Genomic DNA, 17,001 nt, shown 5'->3' on the forward strand with positions numbered 1-17,001 from the left:
GTGACGTTCCCTCACCAGCCCACGGTCGTCGCCGCCCCCGTGGACCCCGTCGTCGCGGCCCTGGGCGGGCTGGGCACGGGGGTCGACTGCGCGGGACTCGGCAGCGTCCCCCTCGAAGGCCCGCACGTGCTGTGGCTCGTCGTCCACGGCGCCATGGACCTGTTCGCCGTCGACGCCGCGCAGCTCGGTGCCTGGCACTTCCTGGGCCGACTGGAGGCGGGCACGCTGCTGCTCGGCCCGGCGCAGGGACCCGAGCACACGCTGATCGGCCGGCCCCTGGAGGGGTGCGTGCTGCGGCGGGTGGAGCTGCGCGAACTGGCGCTGCCGGCCGGTCAGGCGTACGGAGGCCAGTACGGAGACCAGGCGTACGGCGGGCAGTGGTACGACGGTCAGTGGTACGCCCACCAGTCCGCCCCGTACGGAGCCGTCGAGCCGCAGCCGAGCCCCCTCGAGCACGCCTTCGCGCTCGGCATCGGGCGTGGCCTGCGCGTCCTCTACCAGGCCCCGCTGGACGGCCGCGCCACCGACGACCCGAGCGGCGCGGACGACGACATCCTGTGGATGCACGTCGCCCCCGGCAGCGTCGTCTACGGCGCGGCGTACGAGGGGTACGGGGACGACGCCGCCGGCACCCTCCTCGTCGAGCCGGCGATGTGGCAGGGCATGGTCGACCAGCAGTACCGGCTCCTGTACGCCCTGGACAGCTGGATCGAGCAGCTGGAGCGCGCCCACGAGGACCGTACGGCGGCCGGGATCGAGGCCGGCCGGGCCGCCCGTACGCAGGCGGACCGGGCGCTGCTCGACTCCATCGGCCGGTCCGGCACACCGGGCGCCTCCGCCCGGGGCGGCCACGACCGCGCGCAGGACGACGCGACGTACGACGTCTGCCGCCTTGTCGCCGAGGAGGCCCGGATCACGCTGGCCGGTGCGGACGAGGCGAGCGCCCTTCCGGGACGGCTCGACCCCGTCGAGCGGGTCGCCATCGCCTCCCGGATCCGTAGCCGGGTCGTCCGGCTCGACGGACGCTGGTGGCGTGAGTACAGCGGGCCGCTGGTCGGGCGGCGCGAGGCGGACGAGGCGCCGGTCGCGCTGCTGTGGCGGCGCGGCCGGTACGAGGCGGTCGACCCGGCGACCGGCACCCGCGAGCGCGTCGGGAAGGCCAACGCGGCCACCGTCGCGCCGCGTGCCGTGATGCTCTACCGTCCGCTGCCCGACCGCCCGTTGGGCCTCCTCGGGCTGCTCCGGTTCGCGGTGCGCGGCACGCGCGCGGAGCTGCGGACGCTGCTGCTCGCCGGTCTCGTCGCGGTCGGTCTGGGCGCGCTCGTGCCGATCGCCACCGGCAAGGTGCTCGGCGAGTACGTGCCCCGGGGCGAGAACGGTCTCATCGTGCAGACCGCGCTGGCGATCGTCGCCACGAGCGTCGTCTCGGCGTCCTTCATGCTGCTGCAGAACGTCTCCATCCTGCGCCTGGAGGGCCGGATCGAGGCCACCCTCCAGCCCGCGGTGTGGGACCGTCTCCTTCGCCTGCCGACCCGGTTCTTCGCGGGCCGCTCCACCGGGGAGCTGGCCAGCGCGGCCATGGGCATCAGCGCGATCCGCAGGGCGGTGTCCGGCATCGGTCCGGTCGTCGTGCAGGCGGGCAGCGTCGGCACCATGAACCTGGTCCTGCTGCTCGTCTACAGCGTGCCGCTGGCGCTGGTCGCGCTCGCCATGCTGCTGGTCGTCGCGGCGCTGTTCCTGAGCCTGGGGCTCTGGCAGCTGCGGTACCAGCGGCGGCTGATCCGGCTCGGCAACAAGCTCAACAACCAGGCGTTCCAGACCCTGCGGGGGCTGCCCAAACTGCGGGTCGCCGCGGCCGAGAGCTTCGCGTACGCGGCCTGGGCGGGCGAGTTCGCCCGGACCCGAGATCTGCACCAGCGCGTCGGGCGGATCACGAACCTCCTCACGGTCCTCGGCGCGGTCTGTCTGCCGCTGTGCACGCTCGTGATGTTCATGCTGCTCGCAGGACCCGCGCGGGGGTCGATGTCCGCCAGTGAGTTCCTCACGTTCAGCACCGCCGTGACGATGCTGCTGTCGTCGGTGACCCAGCTGACCGGGGCGCTCCTCTCGGCCGCCGCCGTGCAGCCGATGTTCGAGCAGGTCAAGCCGGTGTTCCGGGAGGCGCCCGAGGTACGGGGCTCCAGCGCCGCACCCGGGGAGCTGAGCGGGGCGATCGAGGCCGAGAACCTGTCCTTCCGTTACAGCGACGACGGCCCGCTGGTCCTCGACGGCGTCGACTTCCAGGTGCGGCCTGGTGAGTTCGTGGCGGTCGTCGGCGCCAGCGGCTGCGGCAAGTCGACGCTACTGCGGCTGCTCATCGGCTTCGACCGGCCGTCGTCCGGCGGTGTGCGGTACGACGGGCAGGACCTGGCGGCGCTCGACCAGGCGGCGGTGCGGCGGCAGTGCGGTGTCGTGCTGCAGAACGCGCAGCCGTTCTCCGGCACGATCCTGGACTGCATCTGCGGCGCGGAGACGTTCCCGCTCGACGACGTGTGGGCGGCGGCCGCGATGGCGGGCCTGGCCGAGGACATCAAGGCCATGCCGATGGGGCTGCACACGATGCTCTCCGACGGCGGCGGCACGATCTCGGGCGGGCAGCGGCAGCGGCTGATGATCGCCCAGGCGCTGGTCCGCAGGCCGCGGATCCTCTTCTTCGACGAGGCCACGAGCGCGCTCGACAACGAGACGCAGCGGGTGGTGATCGAGTCCACCCGGGCCCTGAACGCGACCCGGGTGGTGATCGCCCACCGGCTGTCCACGATCATGGACGCCGACCGGGTGATCGCCATGGCGGACGGCCGGATCGTCCAGCAGGGGTCACCGGCCGAGCTGCTCGCCGACACGACGGGACTCTTCCACGAGCTGGTCCGCCGTCAGCTGCGCTGACCCGGCTGATTGAGGACTCGTGCCAGGTAGAGGCCGGTGGTCGCGGCGAGCAGGGTCACGCAGCCGGTGAAGACCAGGCCGGCCGTGTCCAGGCCCAGCCACATCGTCAGCGCGCCGACCCCCACCACGGGCAGGGAGATGCCCGCGTAGGCGACGACGAAGAACGAGGAGACGGTCGCCGCCCGGTGCGCGGGCGGGGCCGCATCGCCGACGGCGGTCAGTCCGGCCCGGAAGGCGAGCCCCTGGCCCGCCCCGCCGCAGACCGCGCCGGCCACCAGGAGCGGCAGCGTCTCCACCCACAGGGACGCGCCGACCAGGAGCAGCCCGACGACCAGCACGAAGCAGCCGAGCGGCAGGGCCACGCGCACGGGCAGCCTGGCCGTCCAGGACTGGCCGAAGGTGGAGGCGAGGAAGACCGAGAAGACGATGACGCCCGAGACGGCGTGGTTGGTGATGTCGAGGGTCTGCGCGACGAAGCTCGGTGCCACGGCGGTGAAGAGGCCGAGCAGCGCGAACCCGGCGAAGGCGGCGAGGGCGGCGGGCGTGAAGACAGCACGGACCTCGGGCGGTACGTACAGCCCCGGCGGGCTCGGGCGGGCCCGGAGGCGTCGGTGCTCGACCGTCTCCGGCAGCAGCGCGACGATCACGCAGGCCACGGCGACGAGCCCGAGGTGGACCAGGAAGGGCAGCACCAGCGGCTCCGGGGCGTACTCCGCGAGGAAGCCCGCGAGCAGCGGTCCGCAGCCGAGGCCGCCCATGTTCGCGGCCGTGGCGGCGAAGCCCGCGCGGGACTTCCGTTCCGGCGGTGCCAGTTCGAGCACGGTGACCGTGGCCGCCCCGCTGAGCAGTCCGGCCGAGAAGCCCGAGAACAACCGGCCGGCGAACAGGAGCGGCAGCCCGCCCTCGAAGAGGAAGCAGAGCGCGCTGGCGGCGGCCATGCCGAGCGCGGTCCACAGGACGGGGCGGCGCCCCACCACGTCCGAGTGGTTGCCGACGAGGAGGAGGGTGGCGATGACCCCGATGGCGTAGCTGGCGAAGATGACCGTCACCATCAGCTCGGAGAATCCGAGTTCCTCGCGGTAGATCCCGTACAGCGGGGTGGGCAGCGTCGTGCCCGCCATGCCGATGGCGAAGACGACGGCGGCCGCGAGGTAGCCGAGGTGGCGGCGGGTGGTTCCGCGCACGGAGGGAGCGGCGGCACGGGTCACGTCGACGCCTCGGCCCGCGCCAGCGCGAACACGCCGAGGACGATCAGGCCGACACCCACCACTTCCGGAACCAGCCACCATCCCACGCGTACGTCCTCCTCGTAGATCAGGATGCCGAGCATCAGGCTCACCGTGGCGTCTCCCAGGGTCAGCGCGGGCTGTGAGGCGACCAACGGTCCGCCCTGCATGGCGTGTTCGAGCAGCAGCAGGGCGGCGATCCCCGCCCCGCAGAAGGCGTACGTCTGCCAGGCCGTCAGAAAGGCGGTCAGGCCGTCGTCGTCCAGGATGTGCATGGACGTCTTCATCAGGCCGGCGGTGAGCGCGTAACAGATCGCCGTGGCGGCGCCGAGACAGGCCGCGCGGGCGCGGCCGGACGGTCTGCGCAGCCCGGCCACCGTCAGGGCCACGACCGCGGCGGCGGCGATCACGAGCGCCGGAATCCAGCGGTCCAGGGCCACTTGGGTACGGTTCCCGTCCGGCGAGGCCGCCATGAGCGCCACCCCGAGCCCGGCCACGACCGCGGCCACGGCCACCCACTGCGTCTTGGGCAACCGCTCCCGTGTCATCAGGGAGGCGATCAGCAGCGCGAGGGGCAGTTCGAGCACGAACAGCGGCTGTACGAGCGACAGCGGACCGGTCGCCAGGGCGGCGGCCTGGCCGACACCGGCGACGATCACGGCGAGGATGCCGGCGAGCCAGAGCGGGCGCCGCAGCAGATCGAGGATCAGGCCGGGCCGGAACGAGTCGGTCTGACGGACGGTGAGCGCGGCACGGCGTTGCAGCACCGTGGCGAGCGCGTTGCTGAACGCGGCGCACACGGCGAAGAGAACCGGCAGAACGACGCCCATCCCCCGATGGTCGGCGGAGCCGGTGGACGGCCGGGTGCCGACACCGGCGCGGGCGCGCGGTTCACCCGCCACGCGCCCGTCCTGCCGCCGGTCGGCCGAATACCGGGCCGTGGGCGTGGACGGCCGGGCCCAGGGTGGTACGTCGTCGGGCATGCAGCCAGGCACACCGCCGCAGGTGATCCCGTTCCTCCGTACCGCCGCCGCGTACGCGTGGCGGCTGCTGGTCGTGGGCGCGGTGGTGTACAGCCTGTTCGCCCTGCTCGGCCGGTTCCACGAGATCGGGGTGGCCGTCTTCCTCGGCCTCGTGGTCACCGCGCTGCTGCGTCCGGTGGCGAACGTGGCCGCCCGGGGGCTGCCCCGGCCCCTGGCGGTGGCCCTCACGCTGCTCGGGAGCATCGCGCTGGTCCTGGGCGTGCTCGCGCTGGTCGGCGAGGCGGTGGAGGGCGATCGGACAACGCTGGTACGGGAGTTCCGGGAGGGCATCGGCCGGATCGAGGACTGGCTGGAACGGCCGCCGTTCCGGCTGAACCCGGAGGCGCTCGGGGACGTGCAGAGCAGGATCGGCCGGTTCCTGTCGAGCCATCGCTCGACCCTGGTCAGCGAGGCGGTGAGCGGGGCGCACCGGCTGGTGGAGGTCCTCACGACGCTGGCCCTCGCACTGTTCTGCTCGGTGTTCTTCATCCACTCGGGAGACCGTCAGTGGGTGTGGCTGCGGGACCAGCTGCCGGGGACGGTACGCGACCGCATGGACGTCGGGGGCCGGGCCGCATGGCGTACGTTCACCGGCTACACGCACGGGATCGTGCTGGTCGCGGCGGTGAACGCTGTCCTCGTCGGCCTGGCGCTCTGGCTCCTCGGGGTACCGCTGGCGGTCCCGCTGGCGCTCCTCGAGTTCGTCGCCGCGTTCGTCCCGCTGATCGGTTCGCCGATCGCGCTCGCGGTCGCCGCCGTGGTGGCGCTGGCCTCGCAGGGGCCGTGGGTGGCGGCGATCGTGGTCGGCCTGATCGTGGTCATCGGTCAGATCGAGGGACATCTGCTGCACCCGCTCGTGATGAGCTGGGCGGTACGGCTGCACCCGCTGGTGGTGGCGATCTCGGTGATCGCGGGAGCGATCGCGGCGGGTGTGGTGGGGGCGGTGGTCGCGGTGCCGCTGGTGTCGGTGATCTGGTCGGTGTGGACGGCGCTACGGGACACGGGCGGCGGGGCGGACGGCGAGGGCGCGGCGGACGGCGACGGGACGGCCGGCGATGCGGCGGCCGGTGACGGGGCGAAGGGAGACGGCTGAGGTGATGGACGTCGAGCAGGTCATCGACGAGCTGTACGGGGTGGAGCCGGGCGAGTTCGTCGCGGCCCGGGACGTTCGGGCGGGCGAGGCGCGGAGCGCGGAGGACCCGGCAGCCGCGAAGCGGATCGCGGCCCTGCGGCGCCCCACCCTGGCCGCGTGGGCCTCGAACCGGTTCGTACGGGAACGGCCCGAGGAGGCCGAGCGGCTGCTCGCGCTCGGCGCGACGCTCCAGGAGGCCCACCGGCTCCTGGACCCGGCGACGTTCCGCGAGGCGTCCGGGCAGCAGCACAAGGTGATCGCCGCCGAGGTCCGTACGACGGCGGCGCTGGCGGAGGAGGCGGGCCACCCGCTGAGCGCCTCGGTCCAGCAGGAGGTGGAACAGCTCTTCCGCGCGGTGCTCGCCGACCCGGAGATCGCGGCGGAGTGGTCGACGGCGCGGTTGTCGAAGCCCCCGGAGGCCCCGGTCGGCTTCGGCGCCATCACCCCGGAGGCCCTCCCGCCCCGGCCCGAGTCGCCCGAGCCGCCAGACCGCCGCGCCCGCGAGGCGGCGAAGAAGGCGGCCGAGAAGGCGGCCGCCGAAGCCGCCCTCAGGGACGAGGAACTCCGCGCGGCGAAGACCCGGGCGGACGAGGCGGACGCCCGCGTGGCGCACCTCGAAGAGGAACTACGCCAGGCGAAGTCCGACCGGAAGGAGGCCCGGGCTGCGGCGACCAGAGCCGCGACCGAGGCCCGCGAGGCCCACGCCAAGGCCGACGGAGCCTAGGCCTTCGGCAACGCTTCGTACCCTTCGAACCCGGCGAGGCTGAGCCGCAGGCGGGTCTGGTCCTCGGCCTCGACGGTCACCTGGCGCCCCCAGTACGTGGTCAGCCGCTGCGCGACGGCGACAAGGCGCCGGCGCTCCTCGGGCGTGTACGCCGGGAACCGCGCCCAGCCCCGGTCGGCGATCTCGTTGCCCAGTTCGCTGAACAGCACGGCCCGGACTCGCTGCTCCTCCTCTTCGGTGAGCGGCGTGGTGGCGCCCTGCTCGGGCCGCACCCGGACGTTGTGGAGGTCTCGTATCACCGGCGGCTCGCAATCTGCTCAAGGTCCTTCGCGGGAGCCTATCGGCCGAGGTGCGAGGATCGTTGTCATGGATCAAGAAAACGCAGGGGGCGCGGGGCGCGCGGATCTGTTGGGGACGGTCGGGTCGGCCGCCCGCGGGGTGCCGGGCGGGCGGGTCGTGACCGCGTCCGTCGTGTGCCCGATGTGCGGTTCGCCGGACTCCGAGTCCGCCGAGTTCGAGGCCTCCGGAGGCGAGTGCTTCTGCGTGGCCTGTTGCCTGCCGATCGGCATACTCGACGGGGACATCGCCCGCGCCTTCGGCAGGGCCGACGCCTCCCTGTGGAAGCTCACGCCCGGCCCCTCCGCTGAGCCCGCCGCCCTCGACAGCTGCCCCGACGGACACGGGGTGTTCCAGATGGCCGTAGCCCTGTGCCTCGACGCGGACGACTCGGTGCGCGGCGTCACGGTCGGCCTGCGGTGCGTCGAGGACGGCGGACTGCACCTGTACGTCGACAACGCGCGGGTGACGACGCCAGGGGCCTGACCCGACGGCACCCGGCCGTCCCCCCGTCAACCTCCGAATGCGACGCCCGGCAGGCCCTGACCCGCCCCGCGCAGTACGAGGAGCGAGCCGGTGAGCGGGTGCGGGTGGGGCAGGCCGGTGCGGGCCGTGGTGATGTACAGGTCGCGGAGGTCCGGGCCGCCGAACGCGCAGGCCGTCGGGCGGCGCACCGGCAGCGGGACGACGCGGTCGAGGGCGCCGTCCGGCGTGTAGCGGCGGAGCTGCGCGCCGTCCCAGAGGGCGACCCAGACGCAGCCGTCCGCGTCGACCGTGAGCCCGTCGGGGAAGCCCGCACCGGGTTCGATCGTCGCGAAGGGGCGGCGGTGCGTGGCGGGTTCGGCGTCCGCCGGACAGACGTCGACACGGCGGGTGGGGCTGTCGACGTAGTAGAGGAGGGAGCCGTCCGGGCTCCAGCCGATGCCGTTGCTGACCGTCACCGAGGGGAGCATCTCGCGCGTGGTCCCGTCGGGAGCGAGGCGGATCAGGTTGCCGCCGCCGGGAGCCTCGTCGTAGCGCATGGTGCCCGCCCACAGCGCCCCGTCCGGGGCGACGGCCGCGTCGTTGCCGCGCCTGCCGGGCACCGGCTCGCGCAGGAGCCAGGTGAATGCGCCACTCGCGTCGTAACTCCCCACGCCGTCCCGGAGGTTGACCACCAGGCCGCCGTCCGCCCGTGGCTTCGCCGCGCCCACGTGCTGCTCGGTGGCCATGACCGTACGGCGGCCCGTCGACGGACTGTACGTGTGGACGCGCGAGCCTAGGATGTCGACCCAGATCAGCCGCCCCGCGGCCGGATCCCAGGTGGGGCCCTCTCCCAGTGCGGCCTGTTCCCGTACGGCGACGGCGAGTTCGGCCCTCATCGGGCGCCCCGGTGGCCGAGTCGTACGGAGAGGTCGGCGGCGCCCTTGGCCGCCAGCTCCACGAGCTCCCGCTCGCGCTCCTCGCTCCACCGGATCACCGGGGCGGAGACGGAGAGGGCGGCGACGACCCGGCCGGCGCCGTCGCGGACGGGGGCGGCGACGCAGCTCACGTCGGGGTTGGACTCGCGGTGCTCGACGGCGACGCCCCGCTCGCGGATCTCGGCGAGGGCGGCCCGGAGCGCGTCGTGGGCCGTGATGCTGTCCGGCGTCATGGCGACGAGCTCGCGGCCGTCGATGCGCCGGTCCAGCTCGGCCGGGGTCAGCGAGGCGAGCAGCATCTTGCCGACTGCGGTGCAGTGGGCGGGGAGCCGGCGGCCGGTGGCGGAGACCATCCGGACCGCGTGGGTGGAGTCCACCTTGGCGATGTAGATGACGTCGGCGTCCTCCAGGAGGGCGACGTGGACGGTCTCGTCGCAGACCTCGGCGACCTCGCGGGCGACCTGCAGCCCCTCGGCGGCGAGGTCGAGCTGCTCGGCGTACCGGCTGCCGAGCTGGTACGTGCGGACGCCCAGCCGGAACCGCCCGGGCTGCTCGGGGGCGGGCACGAGGTAGTGCCGGGCGGCCAGCGTCGTGAGCAGTTCGTGCACGGTGGTGCGCGGCAGCCCGAGCCTGCGGACGACGTCCGGGGCGGCCAGCGTCTCGCCGTCCGTCAGGAACAGCTCCAGTATGTCCAACGCTCTCGCCACCGCTGGAACCTGGCGTCCCATCGCCACTCACCCACCCCTCATGTCGCCCGGTGTTCGGCATTCCGGTCGATGGCCGATATGACGAACACAGGCTAACCACAGGCACGTTGGTCGGGCAATGGTCGCGCGATCCGTTGACACGCCCCGGACCGGCCCCCTACGGTCACGCCTACATTTCGAACGCATGACGAAATCTCGAACGAGATCGAGGGGCAACTGCCGTGCGCATCACGGGAATCAGCACTCATGTCGTCGGAACTCCCTGGCGCAATCTCACGTACGTACTCGTCCACACCGACGAGGGCCTGACCGGTGTCGGCGAGACCCGCATGCTCGGCCACACCGACGCGCTGCTCGGCTACCTCCGCGAGGCGGAGGCCAACCACATCGCCGGATCCGACCCGTTCGCCGTCGAGGACCTCGTCCGCCGCATGAAGTACGGGGACTTCGGGCGGGCCGGCGAGATCGTGATGTCGGGCATCGCGGTCGTCGAGATGGCCTGCTGGGACATCAAGGGCAAGGCGCTCGGCGTGCCGGTCTGGCAGCTGCTCGGCGGGAAGGTGACCGACCGGGTCAAGGCGTACGCCAACGGCTGGTACACGACGGAACGGACCCCGGAGGCCTATCACCGGGCCGCCCGTACGGTGGTCGAGCGGGGCTACCAGGCCCTGAAGATCGACCCGTTCGGCACCGGACACCTCGAACTGTCCCACCAGGACACGCTGTACGCCGTCTCCCTGATCGAGGCCGTACGGGACGCGATCGGGCCGGACGCGGAGCTGATGCTGGAGATGCACGGCCGGTTCGCGCCGGCCACGGCGATCCGGCTGGCCCACGAACTGGCCCCGTTCCGCCCGGCCTGGCTGGAGGAGCCGGTCCCGCCGGAGAACCTGAAGGCGCTGGAGAAGGTGGCGGCGAAGGTGGACATCCCGATCGCGACCGGTGAACGGATCCACGACCGCGTCGAGTTCCGCGAGCTCTTCGAGAGCCAGGCGGTCGACATCGTCCAGCCGGACGTCGGCCACCTCGGCGGCATCTGGGAGACCCGGAAGCTGGCCGCGACCGCCGAGACGCACTACATGCTGGTCGCCCCGCACAACGTCGGCGGCCCGGTGCTCACCGCCGCCTCCCTCCAAGTGGGCTTCACCGCCGCGAACTTCAAGATCCTCGAGCACTTCAACGACTTCGCGGACGCGGAGATCGCGAAGGTGGTGAAGGGTGCCCCGCAGGTGGTGGACGGGTACTTCCGGCTCTCGGACGCGCCCGGTCTCGGTGTCGAGCTCGACGTCGACGCGGCGGCCGAGTTCCCGCAGCAGCAGGCCCGGTTCGACCTCTGGGCGGACGGCTGGGAGCGCCGCGCCCCCGCGACCCGGGGCGGCGCGACGTGAGCCGCCCGCCGGGTGACGTGAGCCGCCCGCCGCGCGGCTCCGGGTGCGCGGTCGTGGTCGACGGGCCGGGCAGACACCGGCTCGTCCCGCACGAGCCGGTGCCGCCAGGACCCGGCGAGGCGCTGGTCCGGGTGTACGCGAGCGGGGTCTGCGGCAGCGACCGGGAGGTGTACGCGGGCACCCGGCCCGAGGGGTACGTGCGGTATCCGCTCGTACCCGGTCACGAGTGGTCGGGGAAGGTGGCCGAGGTCGGCGCGGGCGTGCCCGAGGGGCTCATTGGCAGCAAGGTCGTCGGCGAGGGGTTCCGTAACTGCCAGTTGTGCGAACGTTGTCATTCGGGCGACACCACGCTCTGTACGGCCGGATACGACGAGACCGGCTTCACCCGGCCGGGTGCGATGGCGCCCACGCTGACGCTGCCGGCCCGACTGCTGCACGTACTCCCGGACGACGCCGACCTGACGGCGGCCGCCCTCCTGGAACCGGCCGCCTGCGTGGCGGCCGCGACGCTCGCCGGGGCGCCCCGGCCGGGCGAACGCGTTGCCGTCGTCGGCGCCGGAACCCTCGGGCTGATCGCCGTCCAACTGCTCGCCGCCTGCTCGCCCGCCGAGCTGTACGTGGTCGAGCCGAGGCGCGAACGGGCCGAGCTGGCCCGGGAGTTCGGCGCGACCGCCGTGGTCGAGGGCGTGGACGTCCTTGAGGGCCGGTGCGATCTGGTCCTGGAGGCTGCCGGGGCGCCAGGCTCCGCCCGTACCGCCGTGGACCTCGCCCGGCGGGGCGGCAGGGTCGTCCTCACCGGCATCCCGGCGCCGGGGTCGGCCGGCCTCGATCCGACGGCGCTCGTCACCGGCCGGCTGACCGTGCACACGGTCTTCGGCGCGCCGCCCGCCGCCTGGTCCCATGCCGTACGCGCCTTCGGGGCGGGCCTGCTCGACCTCGGCGCGCTGGTGACGCACGAACTGCCGCTCGGCGCGTTCCCGCAGGCGATCGAGCTGGTCGGCTCCGGGGACCCCAAGGTCGGAAAGGTGCTGCTACGGCCCTGACACACCCGGGAACGACGACCGGATCCCCGCACGCCTGCGTCTCCTCGGGTGCCCTGGATCCCTCCTACCCACCCATCCGAACCATGTCCGACATGCCGAACACAGGAGGACCGTTCGTGACCGAAGCCGCCCCTTCACCGCCCCGCCGCCCCGGCGAACCCGCGCTCGCCGTCCTCGGGCTCGGGGCCCCCGCCCTCTCCCCCGCCGACACCTCCCCGCACGCCTTCCCGGACGGCGGCACCTGGCGTACCGAAGTGCCGTCCGTGGAAGGCCCCGAGGCGCTGGAGGCGGTCCTCGCCGAGTCCGCCCGGCTCGACGTGCCGGTGCACCGGGTCAGCCAGGGCAGCGGGGTCTGGATGCTCACCGACGACGAGATCGCCGAGATGGTTCGCGCGTCCTCCGAACGGGCCGTCGAACTCTGCCTGTTCACCGGTCCGCGCGGCACCTGGGACATCGGCGGCTCGGTCCGTACCGACTCCCGTGGCGGCGGCCTGCGCGCCCGTGGCCACGACGCGGTCGCGGGGTGCGTGGAGGACGCCGTCCGCGCCACCGAACTGGGCGTGCGGTGCCTGCTGGTGGCCGACGAGGGCGTGCTGTGGACGCTGCACCAGGCGCGGTGCCGGGGCGTGATCCCCGCCGACACCACGCTGAAGGTCTCGGCCCTGATCGGCCCCGTGAACCCCGCCGCGTACGCCGTCCACGAACGACTCGGCGCCGACTCGGTGAACGTGCCCAGCGATCTGCCGCTCGCGCACCTCACCGAGATCCGCCGGCTCAGCGCCGCCCCGATGGACATGTACATCGAGGCGCCCGACGACCTGGGCGGCTACGTCCGGATGTACGAGGTCGCCGAGCTGATCCGGCGAGGCGCCCCGCTGTACCTCAAGTTCGGTCTGTCGAAGGCCCCTTCGCTCTACCCCTCCGGTCTGCATCTCCGCGAGACCGTCCTCGCCACCGCCCGTGAGCGCGTGCGGCGGGGCCGGCTCGCCCTCGATCTGCTGGCCCGGCACGGCGCGGACGGCGGGATGTCCCCGCTCGGTGCCCGGCTGCCCGGCACCCTGAACCGCTTCCCCGACCCGATCACCCACCCGGACAAGGACTGATGACCATGCGCACACTCCGCCGAGCCGCCACCGCCACCGCCCTCGCGACCTGTCTCGCCCTCGCCCTCTCCGCCTGCGGGCAGAGCGGCTCGGGCGGGGCGAAGGAGGAGAAGGGCGCGAAGGATCTGACGGTGGGCATCGCGATGCCCACCAAGTCGTCCGAACGCTGGATCGCCGACGGCAAGAACATGGTGAGCAGTCTGGAGAAGTACGGCTACAAGACCACCCTCCAGTACGGCGAGGACGATCCCGACCAGCAGGTCTCGCAGATCGAGAACATGATCACCCAGGGCGTGGACGCGCTGGTGATCGCGGCCATCGACGGCCGGGCGCTCGCCAACGTGCTCCAGCAGGCGGCCGACGCGAAGATCCCGGTGATCTCGTACGACCGGCTGATCCTCGGCTCGCCGAACGTCGACTACTACGCGTCCTTCGACAACGAGAAGGTCGGCGAGCTCCAGGGCGGGTACCTCGTCGAGAAGCTGGGGCTGAAGGACGACAGCAAGAAGGGCCCGTTCAACATCGAGCTGTTCGCCGGCTCGAACGACGACAACAACACCCGCTACTTCTTCCAGGGCGCGATGAACGTCCTGCAGCCGTACATCGACAAGAAGCAGCTCGTCGTCCGGTCCGGCCAGACCAAGCTCAACCAGGTGACAACGTTGCGCTGGGACGGCGGCCAGGCCCAGAAGCGCATGGACGACCTGCTCACGTCCTCGTACGCGAAGGACCGGGTGGACGCGGTCCTCTCGCCGTACGACGGGATCTCGATCGGCATCCTGTCCGCCCTGAAGTCCGACGACTACGGCAGTGCGGGCAAGCCGCTGCCGATCGTCACGGGCCAGGACGCGGAGGTCGCGTCGGTGAAGTCGATCATCGCGGGCGAGCAGACCCAGACCGTGTACAAGGACACCCGTGAACTGGCCAAGGTGGCCGGGCAGATGGTCAACGCGCTGCTCGACGGCAAGAAGCCCGAGGTCAACGACACCACGACGTACGACAACGAGAAGAAGGTCGTCCCGGCCTTCCTGCTCGACCCGGTGAACGTCGACAAGTCCAACTACCAGTCCGTGCTGGTCGATTCGGGTTACATCAAGGCGAGCGACCTCAACTAGACCGCTGGACCTCGATCGGAGAGGGGTGGGTGTGCCATGGCGGGAGCCGTCCTGGACATGCGCTCGATCAGCAAGACCTTTCCCGGCGTGACGGCGCTGTCGGACGTCTCCCTGACCGTCCGCGCGGGCGAGGTCCACGCCGTCTGCGGGGAGAACGGAGCGGGCAAGTCGACGCTGATGAAGATCCTCAGCGGTGTTCATGCGTACGGGAGTTACGAGGGAGAGGTGGTCTTCCAGGGCGAGCCGTGCCGGTTCCGGGACATCGGGGCCAGCGAGAAACGCGGCATCGTGATCATCCATCAGGAGCTCGCCCTGGTGCCGTACCTCTCCCTCGCGGAGAACATCTTCCTCGGCAACGAGCACGCCACCCGGGGCGTGATCAGCTGGGACCGGACCCTGCGGCACGCCGCCGAACTGCTGCGCCGGGTGGGTCTGGACGAGCATCCGCAGACCCGGGTCGCGGACATCGGCGTCGGCAAGCAGCAGCTGGTGGAGATCGCGAAGGCGCTCGCCAAGGAGGTGAAGCTGCTGATCCTGGACGAGCCGACGGCCGCGCTCAACGACGAGGACAGCGGCAAACTCCTCGATCTCATCGAGGAGTTGAAGGGTCAGGGCATCACCTCGATCATCATCTCGCACAAGCTGAACGAGATCGCCCGGGTCGCGGACTCGGTGACGGTCCTGCGGGACGGCCGGTCGATCGAGACCCTCGACGTGAAGGCCGCGGAGACCACCGAGGAGCGGATCATCCGGGGCATGGTGGGGCGCGATCTGGACCACCGCTTCCCCGAGCGCACCCCGCACGAACCGGAGCAGGGCGCGGCGCCGGCGCTTGAGCTCCGGGACTGGACCGTGCACCACCCGATCGACCAGCACCGCAAGGTCGTCGACGGCGTCTCGCTGACCGTGCGGCGCGGGGAGATCGTCGGCATCGCGGGGCTGATGGGCGCGGGCCGCACCGAGCTGGCCATGAGCGTGTTCGGGCGCAGTTACGGGCGGTACGGCGGCGGCACGGTCCTCAAGGACGGCGTGGAGATCCGTACCCGTACGGTCCCCGAGGCGGTCGGCCACGGCATCGCGTACGTGACGGAGGACCGCAAGCACTACGGCCTGAACCTCATCGACACCATCAACCGCAACGTCTCGCTGAGCGCGCTGCCGAAGGTGGCCCGGCGCGGCATCGTCGACGAGCACGCGGAGGCCCGGGTCTCCGAGGGCTTCCGGCGGTCGATGAACATCAAGGCGCCGACGGTCTTCGAGCCGGTCGGCCGGCTCTCGGGCGGCAACCAGCAGAAGGTCGTGCTCAGCAAGTGGATCTTCGCCGGTCCCGACGTCCTGATCCTGGACGAGCCGACGCGCGGGATCGACGTGGGCGCCAAGTACGAGATCTACACGGTCATCGACCGGTTGGCCGCCGAGGGCAAGGCGGTCCTCTTCATCTCCTCGGAACTCCCCGAGCTGCTCGGCATGTGCGACCGCGTCTACACCATGGCGGCGGGCCGGCTGACGGGCGAGGTGTCCCGCGCCGAGGCGACCCAGGAGCTGCTGATGCGGCTCATGACCAAGGACAGGAGCGAGCACGCATGAGCACGGATCTCACCACGGGGACCCAGGCCCCCGACGACGGCACGGGGAAGAGCCCGGCAGGCGGCCCCCCGGGCGCCGGACCCGGCGTCGGCCGACTGCTCCTCGACGGGCTGCGCGGCAACATGCGCCAGTACGGCATGCTGATCGCCCTCGGCCTGATCGTGGCCCTGTTCGCGGTCTGGACGGGCGGCGACCTGCTGCTGCCGCGCAACGTCTCCAACCTGGTCCTGCAGAACAGCTACATCCTGATCCTGGCGATCGGCATGATGATCGTCATCATCTCGGGCCACATCGACCTGTCGGTGGGCTCGCTCACCGCCTTCGTCGGCGCGGTCTCCGCCGTGCTGATGGTGGAGCACCGGATGGCCTGGCCGCTGGCGGTGGTGCTCGTGCTGCTGCTGGGCGCGGCGGCGGGGGCGATGCAGGGCTTCTTCATCGCGTATCTCGGCATACCGTCGTTCATCGTCACGCTCGCCGGCATGCTCCTGTTCCGCGGGCTCACCGAGATCTTCCTCAAGGGCCAGACGATCGGGCCCTTCCCCGACGGGCTGCAGACGGTCTCCAACGGCTTCCTGCCCGAGGTCGGGCCGAACACCGACTACCACAACCTGACGCTGCTGCTCGGCCTGGCCCTCATGGTCTTCGTCGTGTGGCAGGAGGTGCGCGACCGCCGCCGCCAGCGCGCGTACGACCTCCAGGTCGCGCCCGTCGGGCTGTTCGCCGTGAAGCTGGCCGCGCTCGTCGCCACGGTCCTGGTGTTCACGCTGCTGCTCGCCAGCTACAAGGGCGCGCCGGTGGTGCTGCTGATCCTGGCGGCACTGCTCGTCGGCTTCGGGTACGTCATGCGGAACGCGATCGTCGGCCGCCATGTGTACGCGATCGGCGGCAATCTGCCGGCCGCCAAGCTCTCCGGGGTGCGGGACAAGAAGGTCACCTTCCTGGTCTTCCTCAACATGGGAGTGCTCGCGGCGCTCGCCGGTCTGGTCTTCGCCGCCCGGTTCAACGCGGCCTCCCCGAAGGCGGGCATCAACTTCGAACTGGAGGCGATCGCCGCCTCGTTCATCGGCGGTGCCTCGATGAGCGGAGGTGTCGGCACGGTCCTGGGCGCCATCGTCGGCGGCCTGGTCCTCGGCGTCCTCAACAACGGAATGAACCTGGTGGGGATCGGCACGGACTGGCAGCAGGTCATCAAGGGCCTGGTGCTGCTCGCGGCGGTCGGCTTCGACGTCTGGAACAAGCGGAAGGTCGGTTCGTAGCGCCTGGCGACACCCCCGGGCTTGGATAGGGTGCCGG

The 17,001-nt window shown here is 72.1% G+C and carries 15 protein-coding genes; 10 read left to right on the forward strand and 5 right to left on the reverse strand.

Annotated features, from left to right (window positions below):
- Complete coding sequence (locus Q5762_RS01790; protein WP_315890081.1) at nucleotides 1–2,925, forward strand: NHLP bacteriocin export ABC transporter permease/ATPase subunit; 2,925 nt, start codon at nucleotides 1–3, stop codon at nucleotides 2,923–2,925.
- On the opposite strand, the gene Q5762_RS01795 is transcribed toward Q5762_RS01790, so the two are convergent.
- Both Q5762_RS01795 and Q5762_RS01800 read right to left on the reverse strand, forming a co-directional pair.
- A complete protein-coding gene (locus Q5762_RS01795) occupies nucleotides 2,913–4,133 on the reverse strand; it encodes an MFS transporter (protein ID WP_315890082.1) in 1,221 nt (406 codons plus the stop codon). The genes Q5762_RS01790 and Q5762_RS01795 overlap by 13 nt on opposite strands.
- Nucleotides 4,130–4,981 carry a DMT family transporter gene (locus tag Q5762_RS01800; protein ID WP_315890249.1) on the reverse strand — a complete coding sequence of 284 codons (852 nt, stop codon included), beginning with the start codon at nucleotides 4,979–4,981 and terminating at the stop codon, nucleotides 4,130–4,132. Before Q5762_RS01800 ends, Q5762_RS01795 begins: the two co-directional genes overlap by 4 nt.
- Nucleotides 4,982–5,132: 151 nt before the next feature.
- Here Q5762_RS01800 and Q5762_RS01805 point away from each other — a divergent pair, with 151 nt between their 5' ends.
- Nucleotides 5,133–6,266, forward strand: coding sequence for an AI-2E family transporter (locus tag Q5762_RS01805; RefSeq protein WP_315890083.1), 1,134 nt, complete (start codon nucleotides 5,133–5,135; stop codon nucleotides 6,264–6,266).
- Between the two features lie 4 nt (nucleotides 6,267–6,270).
- Nucleotides 6,271–7,029, forward strand: coding sequence for a hypothetical protein (locus Q5762_RS01810; protein ID WP_315890084.1), 759 nt, complete (start codon nucleotides 6,271–6,273; stop codon nucleotides 7,027–7,029).
- On the opposite strand, the gene Q5762_RS01815 is transcribed toward Q5762_RS01810, so the two are convergent.
- Complete coding sequence (locus tag Q5762_RS01815; RefSeq protein ID WP_315890085.1) at nucleotides 7,026–7,328, reverse strand: hypothetical protein; 303 nt, start codon at nucleotides 7,326–7,328, stop codon at nucleotides 7,026–7,028. The two genes, Q5762_RS01810 and Q5762_RS01815, sit on opposite strands and share 4 nt — an antisense overlap.
- A gap of 67 nt (nucleotides 7,329–7,395) precedes the next feature.
- Between Q5762_RS01815 and Q5762_RS01820 the strand changes: the two genes are divergently transcribed.
- Complete coding sequence (locus Q5762_RS01820; RefSeq protein ID WP_315890086.1) at nucleotides 7,396–7,851, forward strand: hypothetical protein; 456 nt, start codon at nucleotides 7,396–7,398, stop codon at nucleotides 7,849–7,851.
- Nucleotides 7,852–7,877: 26 nt separating this feature from the next.
- Here Q5762_RS01820 and Q5762_RS01825 read toward each other — a convergent pair whose 3' ends face one another.
- Together Q5762_RS01825 and Q5762_RS01830 are read right to left on the reverse strand one after the other, a co-directional pair.
- On the reverse strand, nucleotides 7,878–8,726 hold the full coding sequence (locus Q5762_RS01825) for an SMP-30/gluconolactonase/LRE family protein (protein ID WP_315890087.1): 849 nt from the start codon (nucleotides 8,724–8,726) through the stop codon (nucleotides 7,878–7,880).
- Nucleotides 8,723–9,493, reverse strand: coding sequence for an IclR family transcriptional regulator (locus tag Q5762_RS01830; RefSeq protein ID WP_315890088.1), 771 nt, complete (start codon nucleotides 9,491–9,493; stop codon nucleotides 8,723–8,725). The genes Q5762_RS01825 and Q5762_RS01830 overlap by 4 nt, the downstream gene beginning before the upstream one ends.
- A gap of 200 nt (nucleotides 9,494–9,693) precedes the next feature.
- Between Q5762_RS01830 and Q5762_RS01835 the strand changes: the two genes are divergently transcribed.
- From Q5762_RS01835 to mmsB, 6 genes are all read left to right on the forward strand, one after another.
- Nucleotides 9,694–10,860: a mandelate racemase/muconate lactonizing enzyme family protein gene (locus Q5762_RS01835; protein WP_315890089.1), complete on the forward strand. Its 1,167-nt coding sequence runs from the start codon at nucleotides 9,694–9,696 to the stop codon at nucleotides 10,858–10,860.
- The gene (locus tag Q5762_RS01840) at nucleotides 10,857–11,903 is read left to right on the forward strand and encodes an alcohol dehydrogenase catalytic domain-containing protein (RefSeq protein ID WP_315890090.1); all 1,047 of its coding nucleotides are present in this window, start codon (nucleotides 10,857–10,859) and stop codon (nucleotides 11,901–11,903) included. The genes Q5762_RS01835 and Q5762_RS01840 overlap by 4 nt, the downstream gene beginning before the upstream one ends.
- 116 nt (nucleotides 11,904–12,019) lie before the next feature.
- The gene (locus Q5762_RS01845; RefSeq protein WP_315890091.1) at nucleotides 12,020–13,006 is read left to right on the forward strand and encodes a hypothetical protein; all 987 of its coding nucleotides are present in this window, start codon (nucleotides 12,020–12,022) and stop codon (nucleotides 13,004–13,006) included.
- Between the two features lie 5 nt (nucleotides 13,007–13,011).
- The gene (chvE, locus tag Q5762_RS01850; RefSeq protein WP_315890092.1) at nucleotides 13,012–14,121 is read left to right on the forward strand and encodes a multiple monosaccharide ABC transporter substrate-binding protein; all 1,110 of its coding nucleotides are present in this window, start codon (nucleotides 13,012–13,014) and stop codon (nucleotides 14,119–14,121) included.
- Between the two features lie 36 nt (nucleotides 14,122–14,157).
- Nucleotides 14,158–15,708 carry a multiple monosaccharide ABC transporter ATP-binding protein gene (gene mmsA, locus Q5762_RS01855; protein WP_315890093.1) on the forward strand — a complete coding sequence of 517 codons (1,551 nt, stop codon included), beginning with the start codon at nucleotides 14,158–14,160 and terminating at the stop codon, nucleotides 15,706–15,708.
- On the forward strand, nucleotides 15,705–16,964 hold the full coding sequence (gene mmsB, locus Q5762_RS01860; protein WP_315890094.1) for a multiple monosaccharide ABC transporter permease: 1,260 nt from the start codon (nucleotides 15,705–15,707) through the stop codon (nucleotides 16,962–16,964). The genes mmsA and mmsB overlap by 4 nt, the downstream gene beginning before the upstream one ends.
- The last annotated feature ends 37 nt before the right edge of the window (nucleotides 16,965–17,001 follow it).

Source organism: Streptomyces sp. P9(2023), assembly GCF_032436795.1.
Lineage (GTDB): Bacteria > Actinomycetota > Actinomycetes > Streptomycetales > Streptomycetaceae > Streptomyces.

What these genes read in the sequence shown, in the direction of transcription:
- Q5762_RS01810 (WP_315890084.1), top strand. Translation starts at nt 6,271, where the DNA reads ATGGACGTCGAGCAGGTCATCGACGAGCTGTACGGGGTGGAGCCGGGC.
- mmsA (WP_315890093.1), top strand. Translation starts at nt 14,158, where the DNA reads ATGGCGGGAGCCGTCCTGGACATGCGCTCGATCAGCAAGACCTTTCCC.
- Q5762_RS01805 (WP_315890083.1), top strand. Translation starts at nt 5,133, where the DNA reads ATGCAGCCAGGCACACCGCCGCAGGTGATCCCGTTCCTCCGTACCGCC.
- Q5762_RS01820 (WP_315890086.1), top strand. Translation starts at nt 7,396, where the DNA reads ATGGATCAAGAAAACGCAGGGGGCGCGGGGCGCGCGGATCTGTTGGGG.
- chvE (WP_315890092.1), top strand. Translation starts at nt 13,012, where the DNA reads ATGCGCACACTCCGCCGAGCCGCCACCGCCACCGCCCTCGCGACCTGT.
- Q5762_RS01800 (WP_315890249.1), bottom strand. Translation starts at nt 4,981, where the DNA reads ATGGGCGTCGTTCTGCCGGTTCTCTTCGCCGTGTGCGCCGCGTTCAGC.
- Q5762_RS01825 (WP_315890087.1), bottom strand. Translation starts at nt 8,726, where the DNA reads ATGAGGGCCGAACTCGCCGTCGCCGTACGGGAACAGGCCGCACTGGGA.
- Q5762_RS01830 (WP_315890088.1), bottom strand. Translation starts at nt 9,493, where the DNA reads ATGGGACGCCAGGTTCCAGCGGTGGCGAGAGCGTTGGACATACTGGAG.
- mmsB (WP_315890094.1), top strand. Translation starts at nt 15,705, where the DNA reads ATGAGCACGGATCTCACCACGGGGACCCAGGCCCCCGACGACGGCACG.